This is a genomic window from Streptomyces sp. NPDC026500, assembly GCF_055567635.1.
Window position 1 is genome coordinate 295,094 of record NZ_JBVHQB010000008.1, and the last position, 19,021, is coordinate 314,114.

Genomic DNA, 19,021 nt, shown 5'->3' on the forward strand with positions numbered 1-19,021 from the left:
GTGACGGCGCTGTGGCCGTATGTACACATCGTGCGGTATGCCACTGACAATCCGTTCTGACCTGGGCTTTTGCTTCGATCGAAAGTTCGGGATAGTTTTTGCACTGACCAGTCAGTTCAAAAGTAGTTCGATGGTGTTCAGGGGATGGGGGAGCTGTGGACGGTCCGCACGGACTGGGCGTCACGGCCGAGGACTTCGGACTCAGGGGGCCCCGCGGGTGGGCGTTCCGCGGGGTTCGTCTCGACGCGGAGCCCGGATCGCTCATCGCGATCGAGGGGCCGTCCGGGTCCGGCCGCACGTGCCTGCTGCTCGCCCTCACGGGCCGGATGAAGGCCAACGAGGGGACGGCGGCGGTGGGTTCGTCGAGGCTGCCGAAGCAGATGGCCGCGGTGCGCCGGGCGAGCGCGCTCGCCCACGTGCCCGGGGTCACGGACCTCGACCCCGCCTTGACCGTCGGGGAGCACCTGAGGGAACGGGCTCTGCTGCAGCGGCGGTTCGGGGGATCGCTGCGCGCCCTGCTGTGGCCTCGGGGCGAGCGGGTGAGCGCGACCGAGCTGCGGATCCGCGCCGCGTCGACCGCCGCCGGATTCGACCCGGAGGCGCTGCCCAAGGGGCCGAGAACAGCCGTACGTGATCTGGAACGGATCGAAGCGCTGCGGCTGTCCCTCGCGTTGGCCCTGATCGGCCGGCCGCGGCTGCTCGGTGTCGACGACACCGACCTCAAGCTCTCGGACGCCGAACGGTCCGAGGTCTGGGCTCTGTTGACGTCTCTCGCCGAGTCGGGCACCACGGTCGTGGCGGTGTGCAGCGAGGCCCCCGAGGGCGCCGTCGTCGTGTCCACCGTGCCGTCCGACACGTCGAGGACCGCCGACGGACAGGACCCCGACGGCGCCCGCGCAACCACGTCCGCGCCCGGGATCGGGAGCACCGCCGAGACCACCGAGGCCACAGACAGCACCGCCGCTGCCGCCGAGGCCGACGCCACCAACACCGACGCCACCGCCGATGCCGGCGTCATCGCCGACGCGGAAACGGACACCGACGTCGACAGCGACAGCGACAGCGACAGCGGAACCCACGACAGGGAGACGGCCGATGCGCTCGCCTGAATTGGCCTTTCTCGAACTCCGTCGCTTCGGCCGGGGCAAGCTCCCGCGTGCCGCACTGGTCGCGCTCCTGCTGCTGCCCCTGCTCTACGGCGCGCTCTACCTGTGGTCGTTCTGGGACCCGTACGGCCGTCTCGACCGCATCCCCGTGGCGCTGGTGAACGACGACAAGGGGGCGACGGCCGGCGGCCGGAAGTTCGCCGTCGGAGACACCATCACCGAGGGGCTGCGCGACAGCGACACCTTCGAGTGGCACGAGGTGAGTTCCGCCGAGGCCCACCGGGGCGTGGAGGACGGCACGTACTACCTGTCGCTGACCATGCCGGGCGACTTCAGCAAGAGGATCGCGTCCAGTGCCGGGGCGTCACCCGAGACGAGTGCGCTCCAGGTGCGGACCAACGACGCGAACAACTACATCGTCGGGCAGATCTCCCGCACGGTGTTCAGCGAGGTGCGGACGGCCGCGTCCACGAAGGCCTCGCGTTCGTTCCTCGACCGGATCTTCATCTCGTTCTCGGACATCCACGGGAAGACCGTGCAGGCAGCCGAGGGTGCCGACCGGCTCAACGGCGGGATCGGCAAGGCGAAGAAGGGCTCCAAGGACCTCGCGGACGGCCTGAAGGTGGCCAAGAAGGGCAGCGGAAGCCTCTCCGGTGGGCTGAGGAAGCTCAACACGGGCGCGGGCGACCTGGAGGACGGTTCGCGCCAGGTCGCGGACGGCACCCGGGCGCTGGCCGACAAGGTCAACGGGGCCGCGGACAAGGTGGGCCCCTTCCTGAAGGACAACGAGAAGTCGATCGGTGACACGGCCCGGCTGGTCGCCGACTCGGCCGCGGGGATCCGCCACAACCTCGACACCCTGGTGAAGACGGCTCCGGCCGCCGCCAAGGGCGCGCGCGCCGCGTCCGACGCGCTGAACGCCGTCCACCGCGCGCGGTGCGAGACCCTGCCGGTCCCGGACGCGGCGTGTCCCGAGCTGACAAAGGCCGCGGAGGCGGCCGCGGACGTCGTCAAGGTCACCGACGACGTGAACACGCTGATCGATGACCAGGACGGCGATCTCGACAAGCTGGACAAGAGCCTGGCGACGCTGGAGAAGCAGGCACAGGCCCTCGCCGATCGCTCGCCGCATCTCTCCGAGGATCTCGACGACGCCGTCTCCAAGATCAACAAGTTGAACGACGGAGCTTCCACGGTCGCCAAGGGCGCGCGGCGGCTGCACTCCGGCCTCGGCACCGCCAGGACCGGCGCGACGGACCTCGACGATGGCGTCGGCCGGCTGAACACCGGCGCGAGCGATCTCGACGGAGGCCTGTACAAGCTCGTCGGCGGCTCCGGCAAGCTGGCGGGCGGCCTGCACGACGGCGCCGGGCAGATCCCCGACTACGACAAGCCCGACCGCGACCTGCGCACCCAGGTCATGGCCGACCCGGTGCACATGGCCTCCAGGGACCTGCACAAGGCGCCCAACTACGGCACCGGATTCGCCCCGTACTTCATCCCGTTGTCCCTGTGGGTCGGCGCGATGGTGGCGTACATGCTGATCCAGCCGCTGAACCGGCGCGCGCTCGCGGCGGGTGCCTCGGCCTGGCGCATCGCGCTGGCGGGCTGGCTGCCGGTCGCCGTCGTCGGCGTGCTCCAGACGGCCGCACTGATGGCGGTGCTGCACTGGGCGATCGGCCTCCAGATGGTGCGGGCGGCAGGAACGGTGGGCTTCCTGTTCCTGGTGACGGCCTGCTTCGCGGCGATCGTGCAGTGGCTGAACGCGCGCTTCGGAGCGGCCGGCCGGATCCTCGTCCTGGCCTTCCTGATGCTCCAGCTGACGTCGGCGGGCGGCACCTACCCCGTCCAGACCAGTCCGGGCTTCTTCAACGCGATCCACCCCTTCCTGCCGATGAGTTACGTCGTCGAGGCCCTCCGGAGGCTCATCACGGGCGGCGGCCTGGAGCCGGTACGGACGGCGTGCGTCGTACTGACGGCCTTCACCGTGGGCGCCCTCGCGCTCACCGCGCTGACAGCCCGCCGCAAGCAGGTCTGGACCCTCGACCGGCTGCATCCGGAGCTGAGCCTGTGACCACGCGCGCGGGCGCTCCTGTGACAATCGGAGCCATGGAAAGCAGCAGCACCACGGCGGGCGGCGGCGGCCGCCGCGAGGCGACCCGGCAGAAGCTCTACGAGGCGGCCGTCACCCTGATCGCCGAACAGGGTTTCTCCGCCACCACGGTGGACGAGATCGCCGAGCGGGCCGGGGTCGCGAAAGGCACGGTCTACTACAACTTCGCGAGCAAGTCGGTTCTCTTCGAAGAGCTGCTGCGGCACGGCGTGGGGCTCCTCACCGCCTCGCTGCGTGAGGCGGCGGAGAAGACCGCCCGGGACGGCGGCAGCAAGGTCGACGCGCTGGACGCGATGATCCGGGCCGGGCTCGTCTTCATCAACCGTTATCCGGCGTTCACCCAGCTGTACGTGGCGGAGCTCTGGCGCACCAACCGGGCCTGGCAGTCCACCCTGATGGTGGTGCGGCAGCAGGCGGTGGCGGTCGTGGAGGGTGTTCTGCGCGATGCGGTGGCGGGCGGGGAGCTCAGCGACGAGATCGACATTCCGCTGACGGCGGCGGCGCTGGTCGGGATGGTCCTGGTGGCCGCCCTGGACTGGCAGGCCTTCCAGCCGGAGCGCTCCCTGGACGACGTCCACGCGGCGCTGTCCCGGCTCCTCCAGGGTCGCGTGAGCGGTCACCACTGAGCCGGGGAGGTCACCGCTCAGCCGGGGAGGTCACCGCTCAGCCGGGGAGGTCACCGCTCAGCCGGGGCGACGGGCCCACCGGGCCCGCGCCGGAGGTCGACCCGGGCGCCCGGGCCCGCGCGCTCGCCCGGGCGCCGGTCCGGCGGAGCCGAGCTCCGCGAACCACCCACCGCACCCGCCGGCGCCAGGAAGCAACGCGCGCCGCTACGGAGCGCGTCGGGCCGCACGGACGAAAGCGCCGGTCCGGGTGGCCGCGTCCCCCGCGGGCCGTCCGTACCGGCGCTTCGTCGTGCTCCCCCGTACCCCCCGTTGGGCCCCCGTTCGGTCGTCCCCCGGGTTCCCCCGTGTCTCACTCCCGCCGAACAGGTCGGCGGAAGGAGCGGCCAAGGGCGCGAGTTCCGTTCCGCCGCCCCGTGTCGGCGGTGCCGGAGCCGCGCCCCTTTCCGTGTCTCCACTCTCCCGTTCGCGCAGGTCGGACCCATCCGTGCGCCTACTCATCTCACCCTGTAGGTACGGATACTCAGGCATACGCGCTCAGACCCAGGACGCCCGGTCGCCGAATGGCTACGATCGCCTCCGTGTCCGTACTCCCCCTGGTCTTCACCAGCGGCTGGGCCAGCGGTGTCAACGCGTACGCGGTGGTGCTGCTCCTCGGTCTCTTCGGCGCGACCGGGCTCAGCGACGACGTCCCGGAGTCCCTGCAACGCCCTGAGATCCTGGTCACAGTCGGTGTTCTCTTCCTCTGCGAGGCGGTCGCCGACAAGATCCCGTACGTCGACTCGATGTGGGACTCCGTGCACACGGTGATCCGGCCGGCGGCGGGTGCGTGGGTCGGGGCGCTGCTCGCCGGACAGAGCGGCTCGGTCTCGGATCTGACGGCGGCCCTGATCGGCGGTTCGACGGCGCTGGCGAGCCACACGGTCAAGGCCGGGACCCGGATGGCGGTCAACACCTCGCCGGAGCCGTTCAGCAACTTCGTGATGAGCACCGCGGAGGATCTCGGGGTCGCGGGCCTCCTCACGCTGGCGATGTTCCATCCCGTGGCCGCGGCGGTCATCGCCGGTGTCCTGCTGTTCACCGGGCTCGGGGTGCTCTACTTCCTCGTCTCGCGGATCAGACAGTTCCTGCGCCGCCGGGCGCAGCGCCGGGAGGAGCGGCGGACGGGCGCGACGGCGGTGCAACCGCCCGGCCGGGCGCCTCGGGCGGACCGCGGCTGACCTCGGCGGGGGGTCCGGGCGGCGGACCGAGCCGGGACGCGGGCGAGCCGGGACCACCCCGCCGACCTCCGGGACGGGACTGTCGGTGGGGGCCGATAAAGTCGCCGGCATGGGACGGATTGCGGTGATCGGCGCCGGGATGGGCGCGATGGCGGCCGCTGCCCGGCTGGCCGTCGCGGGCCACCGGGTGGTGGTGTACGAGCGGACGGAGACGTACGGCGGTGCGGTGCGCCGCTTCGAGCGGGACGGCTTCGCCTTCGACACGGGCCCGGGGCTGCTGCCGGTGCCCGCGGTCTATCGCGATCTATTCGTCAAGACCGGGAAGCAGCCCCTGGAGGAGTGCGTCGAGCTGGTGCAGGTCGACCCGTCGACCGACCACGTCTTCGCCGACGGCACCCGGGTGTCCCTGCCGAACGCCTCGCGCGCGGGTGTGCTCACCGCGCTGGACGAAGCGCTCGGCTCGGACGCGGGCGCGCGGTGGGGCGACTTCCTGGTGCGGGCCCGTGAGGCGTGGGACCGCGCGCGCCGACCGCTCCTGGAGGAGCCGCTGTGGCCCAACTGGGCGGTGCTGGCCGAGCGCGAGCCGTATCCCTCGGTGCCGCACAAGAGACTGCTGCGCACCCGGCGGGCCGGCACCCTCGCCGAGGTCGCCGCCTGGGAGCTGCGCGACGCGCGTCTGACGGCTCTCCTGGAGAGCCACGCCCTGCTGTACGGGCTCGACCCGCGCGTCACCCCGGCGAGCGCCGCGGTGCTGCCGTACATGGACCATGCCTTCGGCACCTGGTACGTGCGCGGCGGCGTCCGGGAGCTGGCGCGCGCCGTGTACGAGCGGTGCCTGGAGCGCCGGGTCGAGTTCCGCTTCTCCACCTCCGTCGGACGGATCGTCGAGAAGGACGGCCGGGTCGTCGGTGTGGAGCTCTCCGGAGGCGGCTCCGAGCTCTCCGGCCCCGAGGGCTCCCCCGGCACCTCGGGATCCGGGGGAGGCACGTTCGCGGAGGCGGACTTCGTGGTCGCGGGCGTGGCGCCCGGCGTCCTGGGCGGCCTCCTCCCCGGGGAGGTGCTCCGGGGCGGTGACGAGGTCCCGCCGCAGCCCGGGGCGTCCAGCCGGCTGACCGTGCTGCTCGCGCTGCGCGGCGCGCGGCCCGCCGGGGTGGCGCATCGGACGGTCGTGCACACGGTCGACCGCGACGGCGAGCTGGACCGGCTTTTCGGCGAGCGTCCCGGGGTGCCCGCGGCGCCCACCGTCGTGGTGTCACGCCCCGACGACCCGGCGCTCGTTCCGGACGGGGAGCACGAGGCGGCCACGCTGACCGTCACGGTGCCGTCGGGCGCTCCGGTGTCCGATGCGGACGTGGAGCGGGTCCTGGGTGCCGCCGAGCGTGCCCTGCCGGGTCTGCGCGACCGGCTCCTGTGGCACGAGGTCCGCACCCCGGCCGACATCGCGGCGGCGACCGGCGCGGAGGGCGGCGCGGTCCCCGCCCCTGCCCTCGCCGCGGCGGACGGCCGGCTGCTGCACCCGTCGAACAGCACGCGGATACCCGGGCTCTTCGCGGCCGGGGGCTGGGCGCACCCCGGCGGCGGTCTGCCGCACGCGGGCATGTCGGGCGCGCTGGTGGCCGGGCTGATCGTGGAAGGACCGGAGTTCCAGGGCTCGCAGTGAACGGCCCGGTGGGCAGGAACGGCGGCCGGGGCACGGACAGGCGCAGGCGGCAGGACGCGACGCGCCGGCGGGCGGCGGTGGCGGGCGGCTGAGACTCAGGTGCGGCGCACAGCGATGCGCGGAGGCCTTCGGCCGCTGTCCGGTCGGTCAGTAGCGGTACTGCTCGTCGAACCCGGCGTTGCCGTTGCCCTGGCCGTTGCCCTGGTACGGGTACTGCTGCTGCTCGGGCGGGAGTTCGGCGCCGTACTCGTCGGTGCGCTGCTGCGGCACCCAGACGCCGCCGGCCGGGGTCTCGCCGCCGTACGTGCCGGTGGCGTACTGGTCCTGGCCGTAGTTCTGCTGCTGGTACTGCTGGTCACCACCGTTGTAGGCGGTGTTGTCGTACGAGGCGCCCGTGTACGTCTGCTGGCCGATGTACGGGTCCGAGTAGGCGGCGTACTGCTGCTGACTGTTGTCGTAGCCGTACTGCTGCTGCTGGTCGTAACCCGTGTAGCCGTCGTAGGCGTAGGCCTGCTGGCCCTGGGCACCCGCCGCGTAGGCCTGCTGGCCCTGGGCACCCGCCGCGTAGGCCTGCTGGTCCTGGGCCGTGGCGTAGGCCTGCTGGTCCTGGGACTGGGACGCGCCGGCGTAGGTCTGGTCGGTGGCGGCGGCGTAGGCGGCGCCGTTGTAGACGCCGTAGGAGCCGGTGTCCTCGGGCAGGGGCTGCGGTTCGTAGACCGAGGTGGACTCCGCGGCAGTGGGCTCGGCCGACTCCGGGGGCATGAACCGGTCGGACGCCGCGGGCGTGAAGACGTCGTCCTCGCCGGCGGCGTACTGGTCGTCGCGCCGGTAGGCCGCCTCCTCGACCTCGTCGAGGTCGGAGCCCTCGAGTGACGGGTCGTCGCTCTCCAGGTCCTCCGGCTCGCCGCGGCGGCGCTTGCTGGGCTTGTCCGGCGTGGAGGGGCCGTTGATGGCCCAGCCCTGCGCGAAGCCCTGGCGGAACGAGAGCGTCACATAGGTCTGGCCGACCGTGAAGGCGGCCGCGCCCAGGCCGATCACCACGACGGAGTGCATCAGGACGCCGAGGACCACACCGAGGAAGCCGACGAACGCGAGCAGCCGGAACCGCAGCCGCGCCTTGTACTGCAACAGCACCTCGCCGAGCAGCCACAGCGCGACGATGCCGAATGCCAGATAGAGGACCGTCAAGCCCATGTACGCCCCTCTCCCAGTGGCCGCTACGCAGTGTGTCGTACGCGGGTGCGACCGGTCTAGGCCTGCTGCGGGTGGTGCAGGCCCAGATTCTCGTAGATTTCCAGCGTCGCCGTGGAGTTGTTCAGCGTGATGAAGTGCAGTCCGGGGACTCCCTCGGCCAGCAGCCTCGCACAGAACTCCGTCGCGAACTCGATCCCAATGGAGCGTACAGCCGCCGGATCGTCTTTGACTGTGAGGATCCGCTCTTTCAGGACGTCCGGGAACGAAGCATTCGACAGTTTGGGCAGCCGTTCCAACATCTTCACACTTGTCACCGGCATCACTTCGGGGATGACCGGCGTCGCGCAGCCCGCCGCGTCGACGCGGTCACGCAGCCGGAGGTAGGACTCCGGCTGGAAGAACATCTGCGTGATCGCGTAGTCGGCGCCGGCGCGGCACTTGTCGACGAAGTGGGAGACGTCCAGGTCCCACGTGGTGGACCGGGGGTGCATCTCCGGGAAGGCCGCGACCCCGACGCAGAAATCGCCGGATTCCTTGATGAGGCGCACGAGTTCGGCCGCGTAGGTCAGACCCTTGGGGTGGGGGACCCACTCGGCCATGGGGTCGCCGGGCGGGTCTCCGCGCACGGCGAGCATGTTGCGGATGCCCGCGTCCGCGTACTGCCCGATGATGTTGCGGAGTTCCGCGACGGAGTGGTTGACCGCGGTGAGGTGCGCGACTGGGGTCAGGGTCGTGTCGAGGACGATCTGCTCGGTCTCCTTGACCGTGCCGGCCCGTGTGGAGCCGCCGGCCCCGTAGGTCACGGAGACGAAGTCGGGCGCCACTGCCTCGACCCGCCGCAGGGCGTTCCACAGGTTCCGCTCGCCCTTGGGGGTCTTCGGCGCCGAGAACTCGAACGAATAGGTCTGTTTGCCGGTCGCGAGCATGTCGCGCACGGTGCGTGCGCGATCAGTCCTGGTGGAAGCAGATCCGAGGGCCATACTCGCAGGTTAGTCAGAGGGTGTCGGTCTCCCAACCGAACCGCTGCCATTTGTCCGATCTGTCGATTTCTTGTCCACCCCTCGGACACCCTCGGACGCTCGGGCCCTCGGTCGACGGCCGGCGGCGGCCGGCTGACCTGCCGGGACGCTCCGTGCGGGGCGGCCGCCGTGTCTACGCCTCGCGCAGCCGCTTCGCGAACTCCGCCGCCGCCGCGCCCGGGTCGTCCGCCTCGGTGATCGCCCGTACGACGACGACCCGGCGGGCGCCCGCTTCGAGCACCTCGTCGAGCCGGCCGAGGTCGATGCCGCCGATCGCGAACCAGGGACGGTCGGTGCCGAGGGCAGCCGTGCTGCGGACCAGGTCGAGGCCGGGTGCGTGGCGGCCGGGCTTGGTGGGGGTGGGCCAGCAGGGGCCGGTGCAGAAGTAGTCCACGCCCTCCTGGACCGCGGCGGCCGCGGCCTCGGACTCGGCGTGCGTGGAACGGCCGATGAGCACCTCGTCGCCGAGGATCGCGCGGGCCGCGGGAACCGGGAGGTCTCCCTGGCCCAGGTGCAGTACGTCGGCGCGGACGGCGTGGGCCACGTCCGCCCGGTCGTTGACCGCGAGGAGCTTGCCGTGCCGGGCGCAGGCGTCCGCGAAGACCTGGAGGTGTTCCAGTTCCTCCCCCGCCTCCATGCCCTTGTCGCGCAGCTGCACGATGTCGACTCCGCCCGCCAGGACCGCGTCGAGGAACCCGACGAGGTCGCCCTGACGCCTGCGGGCGTCCGTGCACAGGTAGACGCGGGCGTCGGCGAGCCGGCCCCGCGGGGTCGTGGCGGTGTTCTCGGGCATGCGTGGATCCCCCGTTTGTCGGTGCGCGGGGAGGGCGGCGGCCGGGATGGTCCCGCCCGCCGCGCTCCCCGTGCCGGACGGTCGCGTTCAGGTCAGACGGCGAGCGCCTGGGCGCGGCGCTTCACCTCCGTGCCGCGATTCTCGCTCAGAGCCTGCGCGGGGGTGCCGGGCAGGCTCGGGTCGGGAGTGAAGAGCCACTCGAGGGCCTCTTCGTCGGAGAAGCCGTCGTCCCTCAGGAGCGTCAGGGTGCCGGCCAGGCCCTTGACGACCTTCTGTTCGTCCACGTCGATGAAGTCGGCGGGGACGTGCAGCGCGCGGTTCTCACCACGGCGTACGGCGATCAGCTGGCCGTCCTTGACCAGCTGCCGGACGCGCGTCACCTCGACGCCGAACTGTTCGGCGATGTCGGGGAGGGTGAGCCAGGCGGGGACGAGAGCATCGATCTTTGCGTCAATCTCGGTCACGGGACAAGCCTGCCATCCCGGACCGACAGTCGGAAGCCAAGGGCGTCCGACCTGGGGTGACGGATCAGGCCGTAGCACCCTTCAGCGGCCTCGACGGGTCCGCGAGCAGCTGCGGATCCATGCGTGCGCCCGCTTCGATGAGCCGGCGGCCCTGGGCGAGATCCCTCGGACGGCCCACGGCCAGGAGGGCGACCAGACGTGTCTCGCGGAGCCAGCACACCGACCAGGAGGCGCCCGAGGAGTCGCCGCGCCACACCAGGGTGTCGGCGGGCGCATGGTGGCCGACGTACTGCACGAAGCGGCCGAACTGCTCGGACCAGAAGTACGGCACGGGGTCGTAGGCGGCGGGTGCCTCTCCGACGATGTTCAGGGCGACCGTGCGCGGGCCCTGGAGGGCGTTGTCCCAGTGGTGGACGAGGAGGCGGTCCTCGTAGCGTCCCGACGGGAAGGAGGCGCAGTCGCCGACCGCGTAGACGTCCGGCAGGGAGGTGCGCAGGTGGTCGTCGGCGACGATCTCGCGGTGGGCGCCGAGTTCGATGCCGGAGCCGGCGATCCAGGCGGTCGCGGGCCGCGCCCCGATCCCGACCACGACGGCGTCCGCGGGCACCCGGGAGCCGTCGTCCAGGATCACCGCGCCCGGCTCGATGCGCTCCACGCGCGCGTGGGTGCGCAGCGTGGCCCCGCTGTCCGCGTACCAGGCGGTCATCGGCGCGGCCACCTCGGCGGGCAGTGCTCCGGCGAGCGGCCGGTCGGCGGCCTCGACGACCGTGACCACGCAGCCCGCCTCACGCGCCGCCGTGGCGAACTCGGCGCCGATCCAGCCCGCGCCGACGACCACGATGTCGTGCTGCTGGGTGAGAACGGGACGCAGCCGGTCGGCGTCGTCCAGGGTGCGCAGCAGGTGCACCCCGGGCACGCCTTCGGCGCCCGGCAGCTGGATCGGTTCGGCGCCGGTGGCGACGACCAGGACGTCGTACGGGACGGGTCCCGCGGCCGTGTCCAGTTCGTGGTCGCCGGGACGCACGCCGAGCGCCTCGCGGCCCAGCCTGAGGTCGATGTCCAGGGCCTCGAAGTCGATGTCGAAGGCGGAGCCCTCGGCCTTGCCCAGCAGGACGGCCTTGGACAGCGGGGGCCGGTCGTACGGCTGATGCGGCTCCGCGCCGATCAGCGTGACGGTGCCCGTGAAGCCCTGCTCGCGCAGGGCGACCGCGGTCTGCACTCCGGCCATGCCCGCGCCCACCACGACGACCCGCCGTGCCGTGGGCCCCTGCGACTGAGACTGTGCCTGCGTCTGCTCGCTCACCTGATCACCATAGACACCTGACAGGTACCGCTTACCTGCAAATGGGGTACGCGGCGTCCCTTCCGCAGCGTCCGGTAACCCCGAGTCACTAAGAGCGCTTTTTCCGCAGCCCACAGCGACTCTTAGCAAGGGGAGAGCTGCGGACGCTGAACGCTGCGGAACGACGAAGAGACCACCCGCGCCGGTTCCTCGTGCAGCCCCCCGGCAGAGATCAGGGCCCGGTAAGGAGGCTGTTTTTCGCAGGGGCCAACGGCCGTCGGAGTCCAGGGCGTTGCCGCGCGAGCGTAGCGAGCTGCCAAGGGTCGTGCGGCTGTACGCCGCTCCTTGACCGTGCCGTCCTGCTCGTGGTACGCGAACCGGGTGCGGGTGCCCACCTGGCCCGGTGCCTGGTCGGCGACGGGGGCGAGGACAAGGCCGTCGAGCGGTCGCGCCACGGGCGGAGGCTCCCTTACTGAGACGGAGCGGGGCGGGCTAGGGTGGCCAACGTAAAGCACTCGCGGGAGCCCGGACGCAGCGGGCTGAGAGGGAGGCTGGAGCGGCCTCCGACCGTACGAACCTGATCCGGGTCATGCCGGCGAAGGGAGGGGCTGGACGCCCATGTCGCCTGCACGTTCGTCAGACGTCCTCGTCATCGGGGGCGGAATCATCGGTCTGGTGACGGCCTGGCGGGCCGCGCAACGCGGGTTCACCACCGCGCTCGTCGACCCCGGGCCGGGCGGTGGGGCCGCCCAGGTCGCGGCCGGAATGCTCGCCGCCGTCACCGAACTGCACTTCGGCGAGGAGACCCTGCTGGGCCTCAACCTGGCCTCCGCGCGCCGCTATCCGGACTTCGTCGCCGAGCTGACCGAGGCGACCGGCCAGGACCTCGGCTACCGCCGGTGCGGCACGCTGGCCGTCGCGCTGGACGCCGACGACCGCGCCCATCTGCGGGAACTGCACGCTCTGCAGGTCCGGTCGGGGCTGGAGTCGGAGTGGCTGAGCGGCCGTGAGTGCCGCCGTCTGGAGCCGATGCTCGCGCCCGGCGTACGCGGGGGTCTTCGGGTCGACGGCGACCACCAGATCGACCCGCGGCGCCTCGCGGGAGCCCTGGTCACGGCGTGCGAGCGGGCCGGAGTCGTCCTGCACCGGACCTGGGCGGAGCACCTGACGGTCGCGGGGGACCGGGCCGCCGGAGTGGTCACCACGGAGGGCGCCGAACTCACCGCGGGCCAGGTGGTGCTCGCCGGGGGCAGCCTCAGCGGACGCCTGGCGGGCGTCCCCGACGACGTCGTGCCGCCGGTGCGCCCGGTCAAGGGACAGGTGCTGCGGCTGACCGTGCCGCAGCGGTACGCGCCCTTCCTCAGTCGCACCGTGCGGGCCGTGGTGCGCGGCAGCCACGTCTACCTGGTGCCGCGCGAGAACGGCGAGCTGGTGGTCGGCGCGACCAGCGAGGAGCTGGGCTGGGACACCACCGTGACGGCGGGCGGCGTGTACGAGCTGCTGCGTGACGCCCACGAGCTGGTCCCCGGGATCACCGAACTGCCGCTCACCGAGACCCGCGCGGGGTTGCGCCCCGGCTCACCCGACAACGCACCGCTGCTCGGCCCGACGGCACTGGACGGACTCCTGCTGGCCACCGGCCACTTCCGCAACGGCGTGCTCCTGACGCCCGTCACCGGTGACGCGATGGCCCACGTCCTGACCACCGGCGAACTCCCCGCCGAAGCCCGCCCCTTCAGCCCTCTGCGCTTCGGCGCCGACGCCCTCACGGAGCAGCCCGCATGAACATCGTCGTCAACGGGGAGCGGCAGCGGATCGCCGCGGGAACCGCTCTCGACGCGCTCGTCGCGACCCTCACCCCGGCACCGGCCGGAGTGGCCGCCGCGTTGAACGAAACCGTCGTCCCGCGCGCGCAGTGGTCGTCCACCTCCCTCACCGAGGGCGACCGCGTCGAAGTCCTCACCGCCGTCCAAGGAGGCTGACCATGGCCGACGACCCCTTCGTCCTCGGTGGCAGGTCCTATACGTCCCGGCTGATCATGGGGACGGGCGGCGCGCCCAGCCTCGACGTGCTGGAGCGTTCCCTGGTGGCGTCCGGTACGGAGCTGACGACGGTCGCGATGCGGCGCGTGGACGCCTCCGTGCACGGCTCGGTCCTGTCGGTGCTCGACAGGCTCGGCATCCGCGTCCTGCCGAACACGGCCGGCTGCTACACCGCCGGTGAGGCCGTGCTGACCGCCCGTCTGGCGCGCGAGGCGCTGGGCACCGACCTGGTCAAACTGGAGGTCATCGCCGACGAGCGCACCCTCCTGCCCGACCCGATCGAACTGCTCGACGCGGCGGAGACGCTGGTCGACGACGGCTTCACCGTGCTGCCGTACACGAACGACGACCCGGTGCTGGCGCGCAAGCTGGAGGATGTCGGCTGCGCGGCGATCATGCCGCTCGGTTCACCCATCGGGTCCGGGCTCGGGATCCGCAACCCGCACAACTTCCAGCTGATCGTCGAGCACGCGCGCGTGCCGGTGATCCTGGACGCGGGGGCGGGTACGGCGTCGGACGCCGCGCTCGCGATGGAGCTGGGCTGCGCGGGGGTGATGCTCGCCTCGGCGGTGACGCGGGCTCAGGAGCCGGTGCTGATGGCGGAGGCCATGCGGCACGCGGTGGAGGCGGGGCGCCTGGCCCGGCGGGCGGGGCGCATCCCCCGGCGGCACTTCGCCACGGCGTCCTCTCCCGTCGAGGGCATGGCGGCGCTGGACCCGGAGCGCCCGGCGTTCTGATCACCCCTCCGCACGCCGTCGGTTTCCGGCCGGAGGCCGACGGCGGGTCTCCTGCGGAAGCGCTCGCCGTCGGCCGGTGCGGCGGGGGTGCGGTGTCGGCGCTCCGGGTGCGACCCGCGTGACGTGGACCTAGTGCCCTGGGGCGGACCGCGCGGCGGTGGAGGCCGCGGCCGGTCGCGGGCCGCTCCCGCGACGGTGCACGTTGTCCCGTTGTCGCCTGGTGGCGAACAGGATCTGATCGGACATATGTGCGACGAACGGATCTTCGCGCGTGCGGTGTGCGTCACAGCTCGGCTGCAGTCGGGCCCCGGTATCCGCCGAACGGGGCGTCGTGACAGTGGCGGCTCGTAGACTCACCTGCGTGGATACGACCCTTCAGGACCCTCTTGTCGGACACGTGCTCGACGGCCGCTACCGCGTCGACGCACGGATCGCGGTCGGCGGGATGGCCACGGTCTACAGGGCCCTGGACACCCGCCTCGACCGCGTGCTCGCACTCAAGGTGATGCACCCGACGCTGGCCGCCGACGGTTCGTTCGTCGAGCGGTTCATCCGCGAGGCCAAGTCGGTGGCCCGGCTGGCGCACCCCAATGTGGTCCAGGTCTTCGACCAGGGGGCGGACGGGTCGTACGTCTATCTGGCCATGGAGTACATCGCCGGCTGCACCCTGCGCGACGTGCTGCGCGAGCGCGGCGCCCTGCAGCCCCGGGCCGCGCTCGACATCCTGGAGCCGGTGCTCGCCGCCCTCGGCGCCGCCCACCGCGCCGGGTTCGTGCACCGCGACATGAAGCCGGAGAACGTCCTGATAGGGGACGACGGCCGGGTCAAGGTCGCGGACTTCGGCCTCGTCCGCGCCGTGGACACGGTGACCAGCACGACGGGCGCCGTCCTCGGCACCGTGTCGTACCTCGCGCCCGAACAGATCGAGCACGGCACCTCCGACACCCGGGTCGACGTCTACGCCTGCGGAGTCGTCCTCTACGAAATGCTCACCGGCGCCAAGCCGTACACCGCGGACTCGCCCGCGCAGGTTCTCTACCAGCACCTCCACGCCGACGTGCCGCCTCCGTCGGCCGTCGTGCCGGGCATGGCGTACCCGCTGGACGAGCTGGTCACCGCGGCCACGGCCCGCAATCCCGAGGTCCGCCCCGCTGACGCCGTGGCGCTGCTCGGCCACGTCCTCGAAGCACGGGCCGGCCTCACCGCCGAGCAGCTCGACGCGGTGCCGCCGGGTGCCCTGTCCGTGGGCCACTACAACGCCGACGACCGTACGAGCGTGATCCCGCGCTCGCTGTCCGTCCCCCGTCCGCTGCCCGTGAACGACGACGACAACGCTCTCGACCGGACCAGCCGGTTCGAGCAGAGCAGCCCCTTCGGTGCCGCGCCGGCCATGCCGCCGCAGCCTCCGGGCACACGTCCGCGGCGCGGGATTCTGATGGTCGTCGCCGCGATCGTGCTGGTGCTCGGCCTCGGGGGCGGTGTCTGGTACATCAACTCGGGCCAGTTCACCAAGGTCCCGCCGGTCCTGGCGAAGACGCAGAAGCAGGCCACGTCCCAGCTCCACGGCGCCGGGCTCGACGTCAAGCGGGTCAAGCACGCCTACAGCGACACCGTGAAGCGCGGCACTGTCATCAGCACCGATCCCGGTGTCGGCGAGCGGATCCGCGACAACGACTCCGTGACGCTGGTCATCTCCGACGGCCCCAGGACGGTGAAGGTGCCGGATCTGAAGGGCTTCGCGCTGTTCAAGGCGCAGGAGGTGCTGAAGGGCGACGGTCTCGCCGCGGGCATGGTCACCCGCGCATTCAGCGAGGACGTGGCCAAGGGCTTCGTGATCAGTACGAACCCGGGCGCGGGTATCCCGCGGCACTCGGGCTCGGCGATCGCGATCGTCGTCAGCAAGGGCGCCGCGGTGGAGCTGCCCGACGTGACCGGCTCGTCGGTCGAGGACGCCACCGCTCAACTGGAAGGCGCGGGCCTGAAGGTGAGGATCGCCGCGGAGCAGGTCACCTCGGAGTTCGACAGGGGCCAGGTCGCCGAGCAGACGCCGGGCGCGGGCCGCGAGGCCGCAACGGGCGACACGGTGACGCTGACGGTCTCCAAGGGCCCCGAGATGGTCGAGGTCCCGGACGTCGTGGGCGACAACGTGGACGACGCGAAGAAGGCGCTGCAGGATGCCGGGTTCGAGGTCAATGAGGACCGCGGACTGCTCGGGCTCTTCGGCGACACGGTCAAGAAGCAGTCGGTGCACGGCGGCGACACGGCGCCCAAGGGCTCGACGATCACGATCCAGATCCGCTGAGCCCTCCCGACGTACGGCCTCCGAACGGGCAGCCGCTCGGAGGCCACTCCCCCGCCAGGCCCGCGAGGTCAACTTGTGGGGCCCGCCCGTGAGGCCCGCTCGGGAGGTCCGCCCGCGGGGCGTTCAGCCGCGCGTGACACCCTGATGGGTGTGACCAGCGAGCAGCTCCGCAACCCCGTCGGCGGCCATGTCCCCGTGGCCGGCGGCCTCAACTCCGTCGGCCTGGCCTACGCCCGCGACCTCGCGGCCGAGACCGTCCAGGTCTTCGTCGCCAATCCGCGCGGCTGGGCGACGCCCGCCGGGAATCCGAAGCAGGACGAGGACTTCCGTGCCGGCTGCGCGGCCGGGTCGATCCCCGCGTACGTCCACGCCCCGTATCTGATCAACTTCGGTTCGCACACCGAGGCGACGGTCGAGAAGTCGGTGGAGTCGCTGCGGCACTCGCTGCGGCGCGGGCGGGAGATCGGCGCCCTGGGCGTGGTCGTGCACACCGGGAGCGCCACCGGCGGCCGGGAGCGGTCCGTCGCCCTGGAGCAGGTGCGCGACCGTCTGCTGCCGCTGCTGGACGAACTGACCCATGACGACGACCCGTTCCTCCTCCTGGAGTCGACGGCCGGCCAGGGTGCCTCGCTCTGCTCCCGCACCTGGGACTTCGGACCGTACTTCGAGGCCCTGGACGCCCACCCCAAGCTGGGCGTCTGCCTCGACACCTGCCACATCTTCGCGGCGGGCCACGATCTGACCGGGCCGAGCGGTATGCACCAGACCCTCGATCTGCTGGTCGACACCGTCGGCGAGGGACGGCTGAAGCTGATCCACGCCAACGACTCCAAGGACGTGGTGGGCGCACACAAGGACCGCCACGAGAACATCGGCTCCGGCCACATAGGCGAGGACCCGTTCCGCGCGCTGATGACGCATCCCGCCACGGAGGGGGTACCGCTGATCATCGAGACGCCCGGCGGGAAGGAGGGTCACGCGGCCGATGTGGAACGGCTGAAGAAGCTCCGCGATGAATGAGGACAGAACCGCCCGGCGCTTCGCGGACACCAGAGGGAATACCCCAGGGGGGTATACGGTTCCTAAGAGGCAGCAGGTACCGCAACCTGGCATTGGGGGCCACTCATGCAGCACGAGACGCAAGCGCAGCAAGCGGGGCACACGCCGGACACGGGACACACCGTCGATGCGCACGGGCACCACGAGGCGCACGGACACGCGCACGCGCCGGCCGGGGCGACCTGGCCGACGGCCGCGCGGGCGACCCTGCACTGCCTCACCGGCTGTGCCATCGGCGAAGTGCTCGGCATGGTGATCGGCACGGCGTTCGGCTGGGGAAACACGCCCACGACGGTCCTCGCGATCGTGCTGGCCTTCTTCTTCGGCTACTCGCTCACCCTGCGCGGCATCCTGAGGGCGGGAGTCGACTTCCGGACGGCGTTCCGGGTGGCCCTGGCCGCGGACACGCTGTCGATCGCCGTGATGGAGCTGATCGACAACGGGGTGATCGTGCTGTGGCCGGCCGCGATGGACGCGAAGCTGGCCGACGCGCTCTTCTGGTTCTCGCTGGCCGTCTCCCTGGTGATCGCCTTCGCGGTCACGACGCCCGTCAACAAGTGGATGATCGGCCGGGGCAAGGGGCACGCGGTCGTCCACCGGTACCACCACTGACGCACCCGGACAGGAACGCCGGGATTCAGAGCTCGGGGCCGTCCCCGGGCTCTTCCTGGTAGGAGTAGCGCTGCTCCCGCCAGGGGTCACCGACGTTGTGGTAGCCGCGCTCCTCCCAGAAGCCCCGGCGGTCGGCGGTCATGTACTCGATGCCGCGCACCCACTTGGGCCCCTTCCACGCGTACAGATGCGGGACGACCAGGCGCAGCGGGAAGCCGTGCTCCGCCGTGAGCAGTTCGCCGTCCTTGTGGGTGGCGAAGATGGTGCGCTCGGAGGCGAAGTCCGCGAGGCGCAGGTTCGAACTGAAGCCGTACTCGGCCCAGACCATCACGTGGGTGACCGTGGGTGCGGGCGGGGCTATCTCCAGGATCGTACGAGCGGGGACGCCACCCCATTCGGCCCCGAGCATGCTGAACTTCGTGACGCAGTGCAGATCGGCGACGACGGAGGCGTACGGGAGGGCGGTGAACTCCTCGTGGGTCCAGCACTGCTTCCCGCCGTCGGCGGTGGCGCCGAAGACCCTGAATTCCCAGCGTTCGGGGCGGAACTTGGGGACGGGCCCGTAGTGCGTGACCGGCCAGCCGCGCTGAAGTCGCTGTCCCGGCGGAAGCTCCGACTGTGCTGTTTCTCCAGATTCGCGCTCCACCGGCTGACCCATGACTCCATCCTGACAGACCCGGAACAGTGCCCATGACCAGCACAGGGCGAATTCGGGCAACTCCTAGTAAGCATGCACTTACTGGACGCTCTCCGGTGCCGGTGCAAAGATGCGGCGCAATCTGCCCAGTCCCCCGC

At 71.7% G+C, this 19,021-nt stretch carries 17 protein-coding genes and 1 riboswitch; of the genes, 11 read left to right on the top strand and 6 right to left on the bottom strand.

Features of this window, described 5'->3' with window-relative positions; genetic code table 11:
* Nucleotides 1-155: 155 nt before the first annotated feature.
* The 5 genes from ACZ4N5_RS17400 to ACZ4N5_RS17420 all read left to right on the top strand — a co-directional run bounded on the left by ACZ4N5_RS17400 (nt 156) and on the right by ACZ4N5_RS17420 (nt 6,722).
* Nucleotides 156-1,109: an ATP-binding cassette domain-containing protein gene (locus tag ACZ4N5_RS17400; protein WP_467757920.1), complete on the top strand. Its 954-nt coding sequence runs from the start codon at nt 156-158 to the stop codon at nt 1,107-1,109.
* Nucleotides 1,096-3,180 (top strand): YhgE/Pip family protein, encoded by a 2,085-nt coding sequence (locus ACZ4N5_RS17405; protein ID WP_467757921.1) that lies wholly within the window; start codon nt 1,096-1,098, stop codon nt 3,178-3,180. The genes ACZ4N5_RS17400 and ACZ4N5_RS17405 overlap by 14 nt, the downstream gene beginning before the upstream one ends.
* 35 nt (nt 3,181-3,215) lie before the next feature.
* The gene (locus ACZ4N5_RS17410; protein ID WP_467757922.1) at nt 3,216-3,845 is read left to right on the top strand and encodes a TetR/AcrR family transcriptional regulator; all 630 of its coding nucleotides are present in this window, start codon (nt 3,216-3,218) and stop codon (nt 3,843-3,845) included.
* Between the two features lie 578 nt (nt 3,846-4,423).
* Nucleotides 4,424-5,062 (top strand): DUF4126 domain-containing protein, encoded by a 639-nt coding sequence (locus ACZ4N5_RS17415; RefSeq protein ID WP_467757923.1) that lies wholly within the window; start codon nt 4,424-4,426, stop codon nt 5,060-5,062.
* A 109-nt stretch (nt 5,063-5,171) separates the two neighbouring features.
* Nucleotides 5,172-6,722 carry a phytoene desaturase family protein gene (locus ACZ4N5_RS17420; RefSeq protein ID WP_467757924.1) on the top strand — a complete coding sequence of 517 codons (1,551 nt, stop codon included), beginning with the start codon at nt 5,172-5,174 and terminating at the stop codon, nt 6,720-6,722.
* Between the two features lie 147 nt (nt 6,723-6,869).
* Here the strand turns inward: ACZ4N5_RS17420 and ACZ4N5_RS17425 are convergent, their stop codons facing one another.
* From ACZ4N5_RS17425 to ACZ4N5_RS17445, 5 genes are all read right to left on the bottom strand, one after another.
* Complete coding sequence (locus ACZ4N5_RS17425) at nt 6,870-7,916, bottom strand: hypothetical protein (RefSeq protein ID WP_467757925.1); 1,047 nt, start codon at nt 7,914-7,916, stop codon at nt 6,870-6,872.
* A gap of 56 nt (nt 7,917-7,972) precedes the next feature.
* Complete coding sequence (gene metF / locus ACZ4N5_RS17430) at nt 7,973-8,896, bottom strand: methylenetetrahydrofolate reductase [NAD(P)H] (protein WP_467757926.1); 924 nt, start codon at nt 8,894-8,896, stop codon at nt 7,973-7,975.
* Between the two features lie 172 nt (nt 8,897-9,068).
* Nucleotides 9,069-9,728 carry a thiamine phosphate synthase gene (gene thiE / locus ACZ4N5_RS17435; protein ID WP_467757927.1) on the bottom strand — a complete coding sequence of 220 codons (660 nt, stop codon included), beginning with the start codon at nt 9,726-9,728 and terminating at the stop codon, nt 9,069-9,071.
* A 92-nt stretch (nt 9,729-9,820) separates the two neighbouring features.
* The gene (locus tag ACZ4N5_RS17440; protein WP_329299189.1) at nt 9,821-10,192 is read right to left on the bottom strand and encodes an Rv2175c family DNA-binding protein; all 372 of its coding nucleotides are present in this window, start codon (nt 10,190-10,192) and stop codon (nt 9,821-9,823) included.
* A 64-nt stretch (nt 10,193-10,256) separates the two neighbouring features.
* The gene (locus ACZ4N5_RS17445) at nt 10,257-11,495 is read right to left on the bottom strand and encodes an NAD(P)/FAD-dependent oxidoreductase (RefSeq protein WP_467757928.1); all 1,239 of its coding nucleotides are present in this window, start codon (nt 11,493-11,495) and stop codon (nt 10,257-10,259) included.
* Nucleotides 11,496-11,981: 486 nt separating this feature from the next.
* A riboswitch (TPP riboswitch) is annotated at nt 11,982-12,095 on the top strand.
* Here ACZ4N5_RS17445 and thiO point away from each other — a divergent pair.
* From thiO to ACZ4N5_RS17475, 6 genes are all read left to right on the top strand, one after another.
* Entirely contained in the window at nt 12,093-13,259 is a 1,167-nt protein-coding gene (gene thiO / locus ACZ4N5_RS17450; protein ID WP_467757929.1) for a glycine oxidase ThiO, read from the top strand. (Overlaps the previous riboswitch by 3 nt.)
* On the top strand, nt 13,256-13,456 hold the full coding sequence (thiS, locus tag ACZ4N5_RS17455) for a sulfur carrier protein ThiS (RefSeq protein ID WP_355850470.1): 201 nt from the start codon (nt 13,256-13,258) through the stop codon (nt 13,454-13,456). The genes thiO and thiS overlap by 4 nt, the downstream gene beginning before the upstream one ends.
* Before the next feature lie 2 nt (nt 13,457-13,458).
* Nucleotides 13,459-14,253: a thiazole synthase gene (locus ACZ4N5_RS17460; RefSeq protein WP_467757930.1), complete on the top strand. Its 795-nt coding sequence runs from the start codon at nt 13,459-13,461 to the stop codon at nt 14,251-14,253.
* A gap of 361 nt (nt 14,254-14,614) precedes the next feature.
* Complete coding sequence (gene pknB / locus ACZ4N5_RS17465) at nt 14,615-16,555, top strand: Stk1 family PASTA domain-containing Ser/Thr kinase (protein ID WP_467757931.1); 1,941 nt, start codon at nt 14,615-14,617, stop codon at nt 16,553-16,555.
* A gap of 150 nt (nt 16,556-16,705) precedes the next feature.
* Nucleotides 16,706-17,575 carry a deoxyribonuclease IV gene (locus tag ACZ4N5_RS17470; RefSeq protein ID WP_467757932.1) on the top strand — a complete coding sequence of 290 codons (870 nt, stop codon included), beginning with the start codon at nt 16,706-16,708 and terminating at the stop codon, nt 17,573-17,575.
* A gap of 105 nt (nt 17,576-17,680) precedes the next feature.
* Nucleotides 17,681-18,226, top strand: a complete 546-nt coding sequence (locus tag ACZ4N5_RS17475; RefSeq protein WP_467757933.1) for a DUF4396 domain-containing protein — start codon at nt 17,681-17,683, stop codon at nt 18,224-18,226.
* Between the two features lie 25 nt (nt 18,227-18,251).
* Here ACZ4N5_RS17475 and ACZ4N5_RS17480 read toward each other — a convergent pair whose 3' ends face one another.
* Nucleotides 18,252-18,884, bottom strand: a complete 633-nt coding sequence (locus tag ACZ4N5_RS17480) for a sulfite oxidase-like oxidoreductase (RefSeq protein ID WP_467757934.1) — start codon at nt 18,882-18,884, stop codon at nt 18,252-18,254.
* Nucleotides 18,885-19,021 lie beyond the last annotated feature (137 nt).

Excerpts from the sequence above, each read along its gene's own strand:
- ACZ4N5_RS17405 (WP_467757921.1), top strand. The coding sequence starts at position 1,096 with ATGCGCTCGCCTGAATTGGCCTTTCTCGAACTCCGTCGCTTCGGCCGG.
- ACZ4N5_RS17410 (WP_467757922.1), top strand. The coding sequence starts at position 3,216 with ATGGAAAGCAGCAGCACCACGGCGGGCGGCGGCGGCCGCCGCGAGGCG.
- ACZ4N5_RS17420 (WP_467757924.1), top strand. The coding sequence starts at position 5,172 with ATGGGACGGATTGCGGTGATCGGCGCCGGGATGGGCGCGATGGCGGCC.
- ACZ4N5_RS17425 (WP_467757925.1), bottom strand. The coding sequence starts at position 7,916 with ATGGGCTTGACGGTCCTCTATCTGGCATTCGGCATCGTCGCGCTGTGG.
- metF (WP_467757926.1), bottom strand. The coding sequence starts at position 8,896 with ATGGCCCTCGGATCTGCTTCCACCAGGACTGATCGCGCACGCACCGTG.
- thiE (WP_467757927.1), bottom strand. The coding sequence starts at position 9,728 with ATGCCCGAGAACACCGCCACGACCCCGCGGGGCCGGCTCGCCGACGCC.
- thiO (WP_467757929.1), top strand. The coding sequence starts at position 12,093 with ATGTCGCCTGCACGTTCGTCAGACGTCCTCGTCATCGGGGGCGGAATC.
- thiS (WP_355850470.1), top strand. The coding sequence starts at position 13,256 with ATGAACATCGTCGTCAACGGGGAGCGGCAGCGGATCGCCGCGGGAACC.
- ACZ4N5_RS17460 (WP_467757930.1), top strand. The coding sequence starts at position 13,459 with ATGGCCGACGACCCCTTCGTCCTCGGTGGCAGGTCCTATACGTCCCGG.
- ACZ4N5_RS17475 (WP_467757933.1), top strand. The coding sequence starts at position 17,681 with ATGCAGCACGAGACGCAAGCGCAGCAAGCGGGGCACACGCCGGACACG.
- ACZ4N5_RS17480 (WP_467757934.1), bottom strand. The coding sequence starts at position 18,884 with ATGGGTCAGCCGGTGGAGCGCGAATCTGGAGAAACAGCACAGTCGGAG.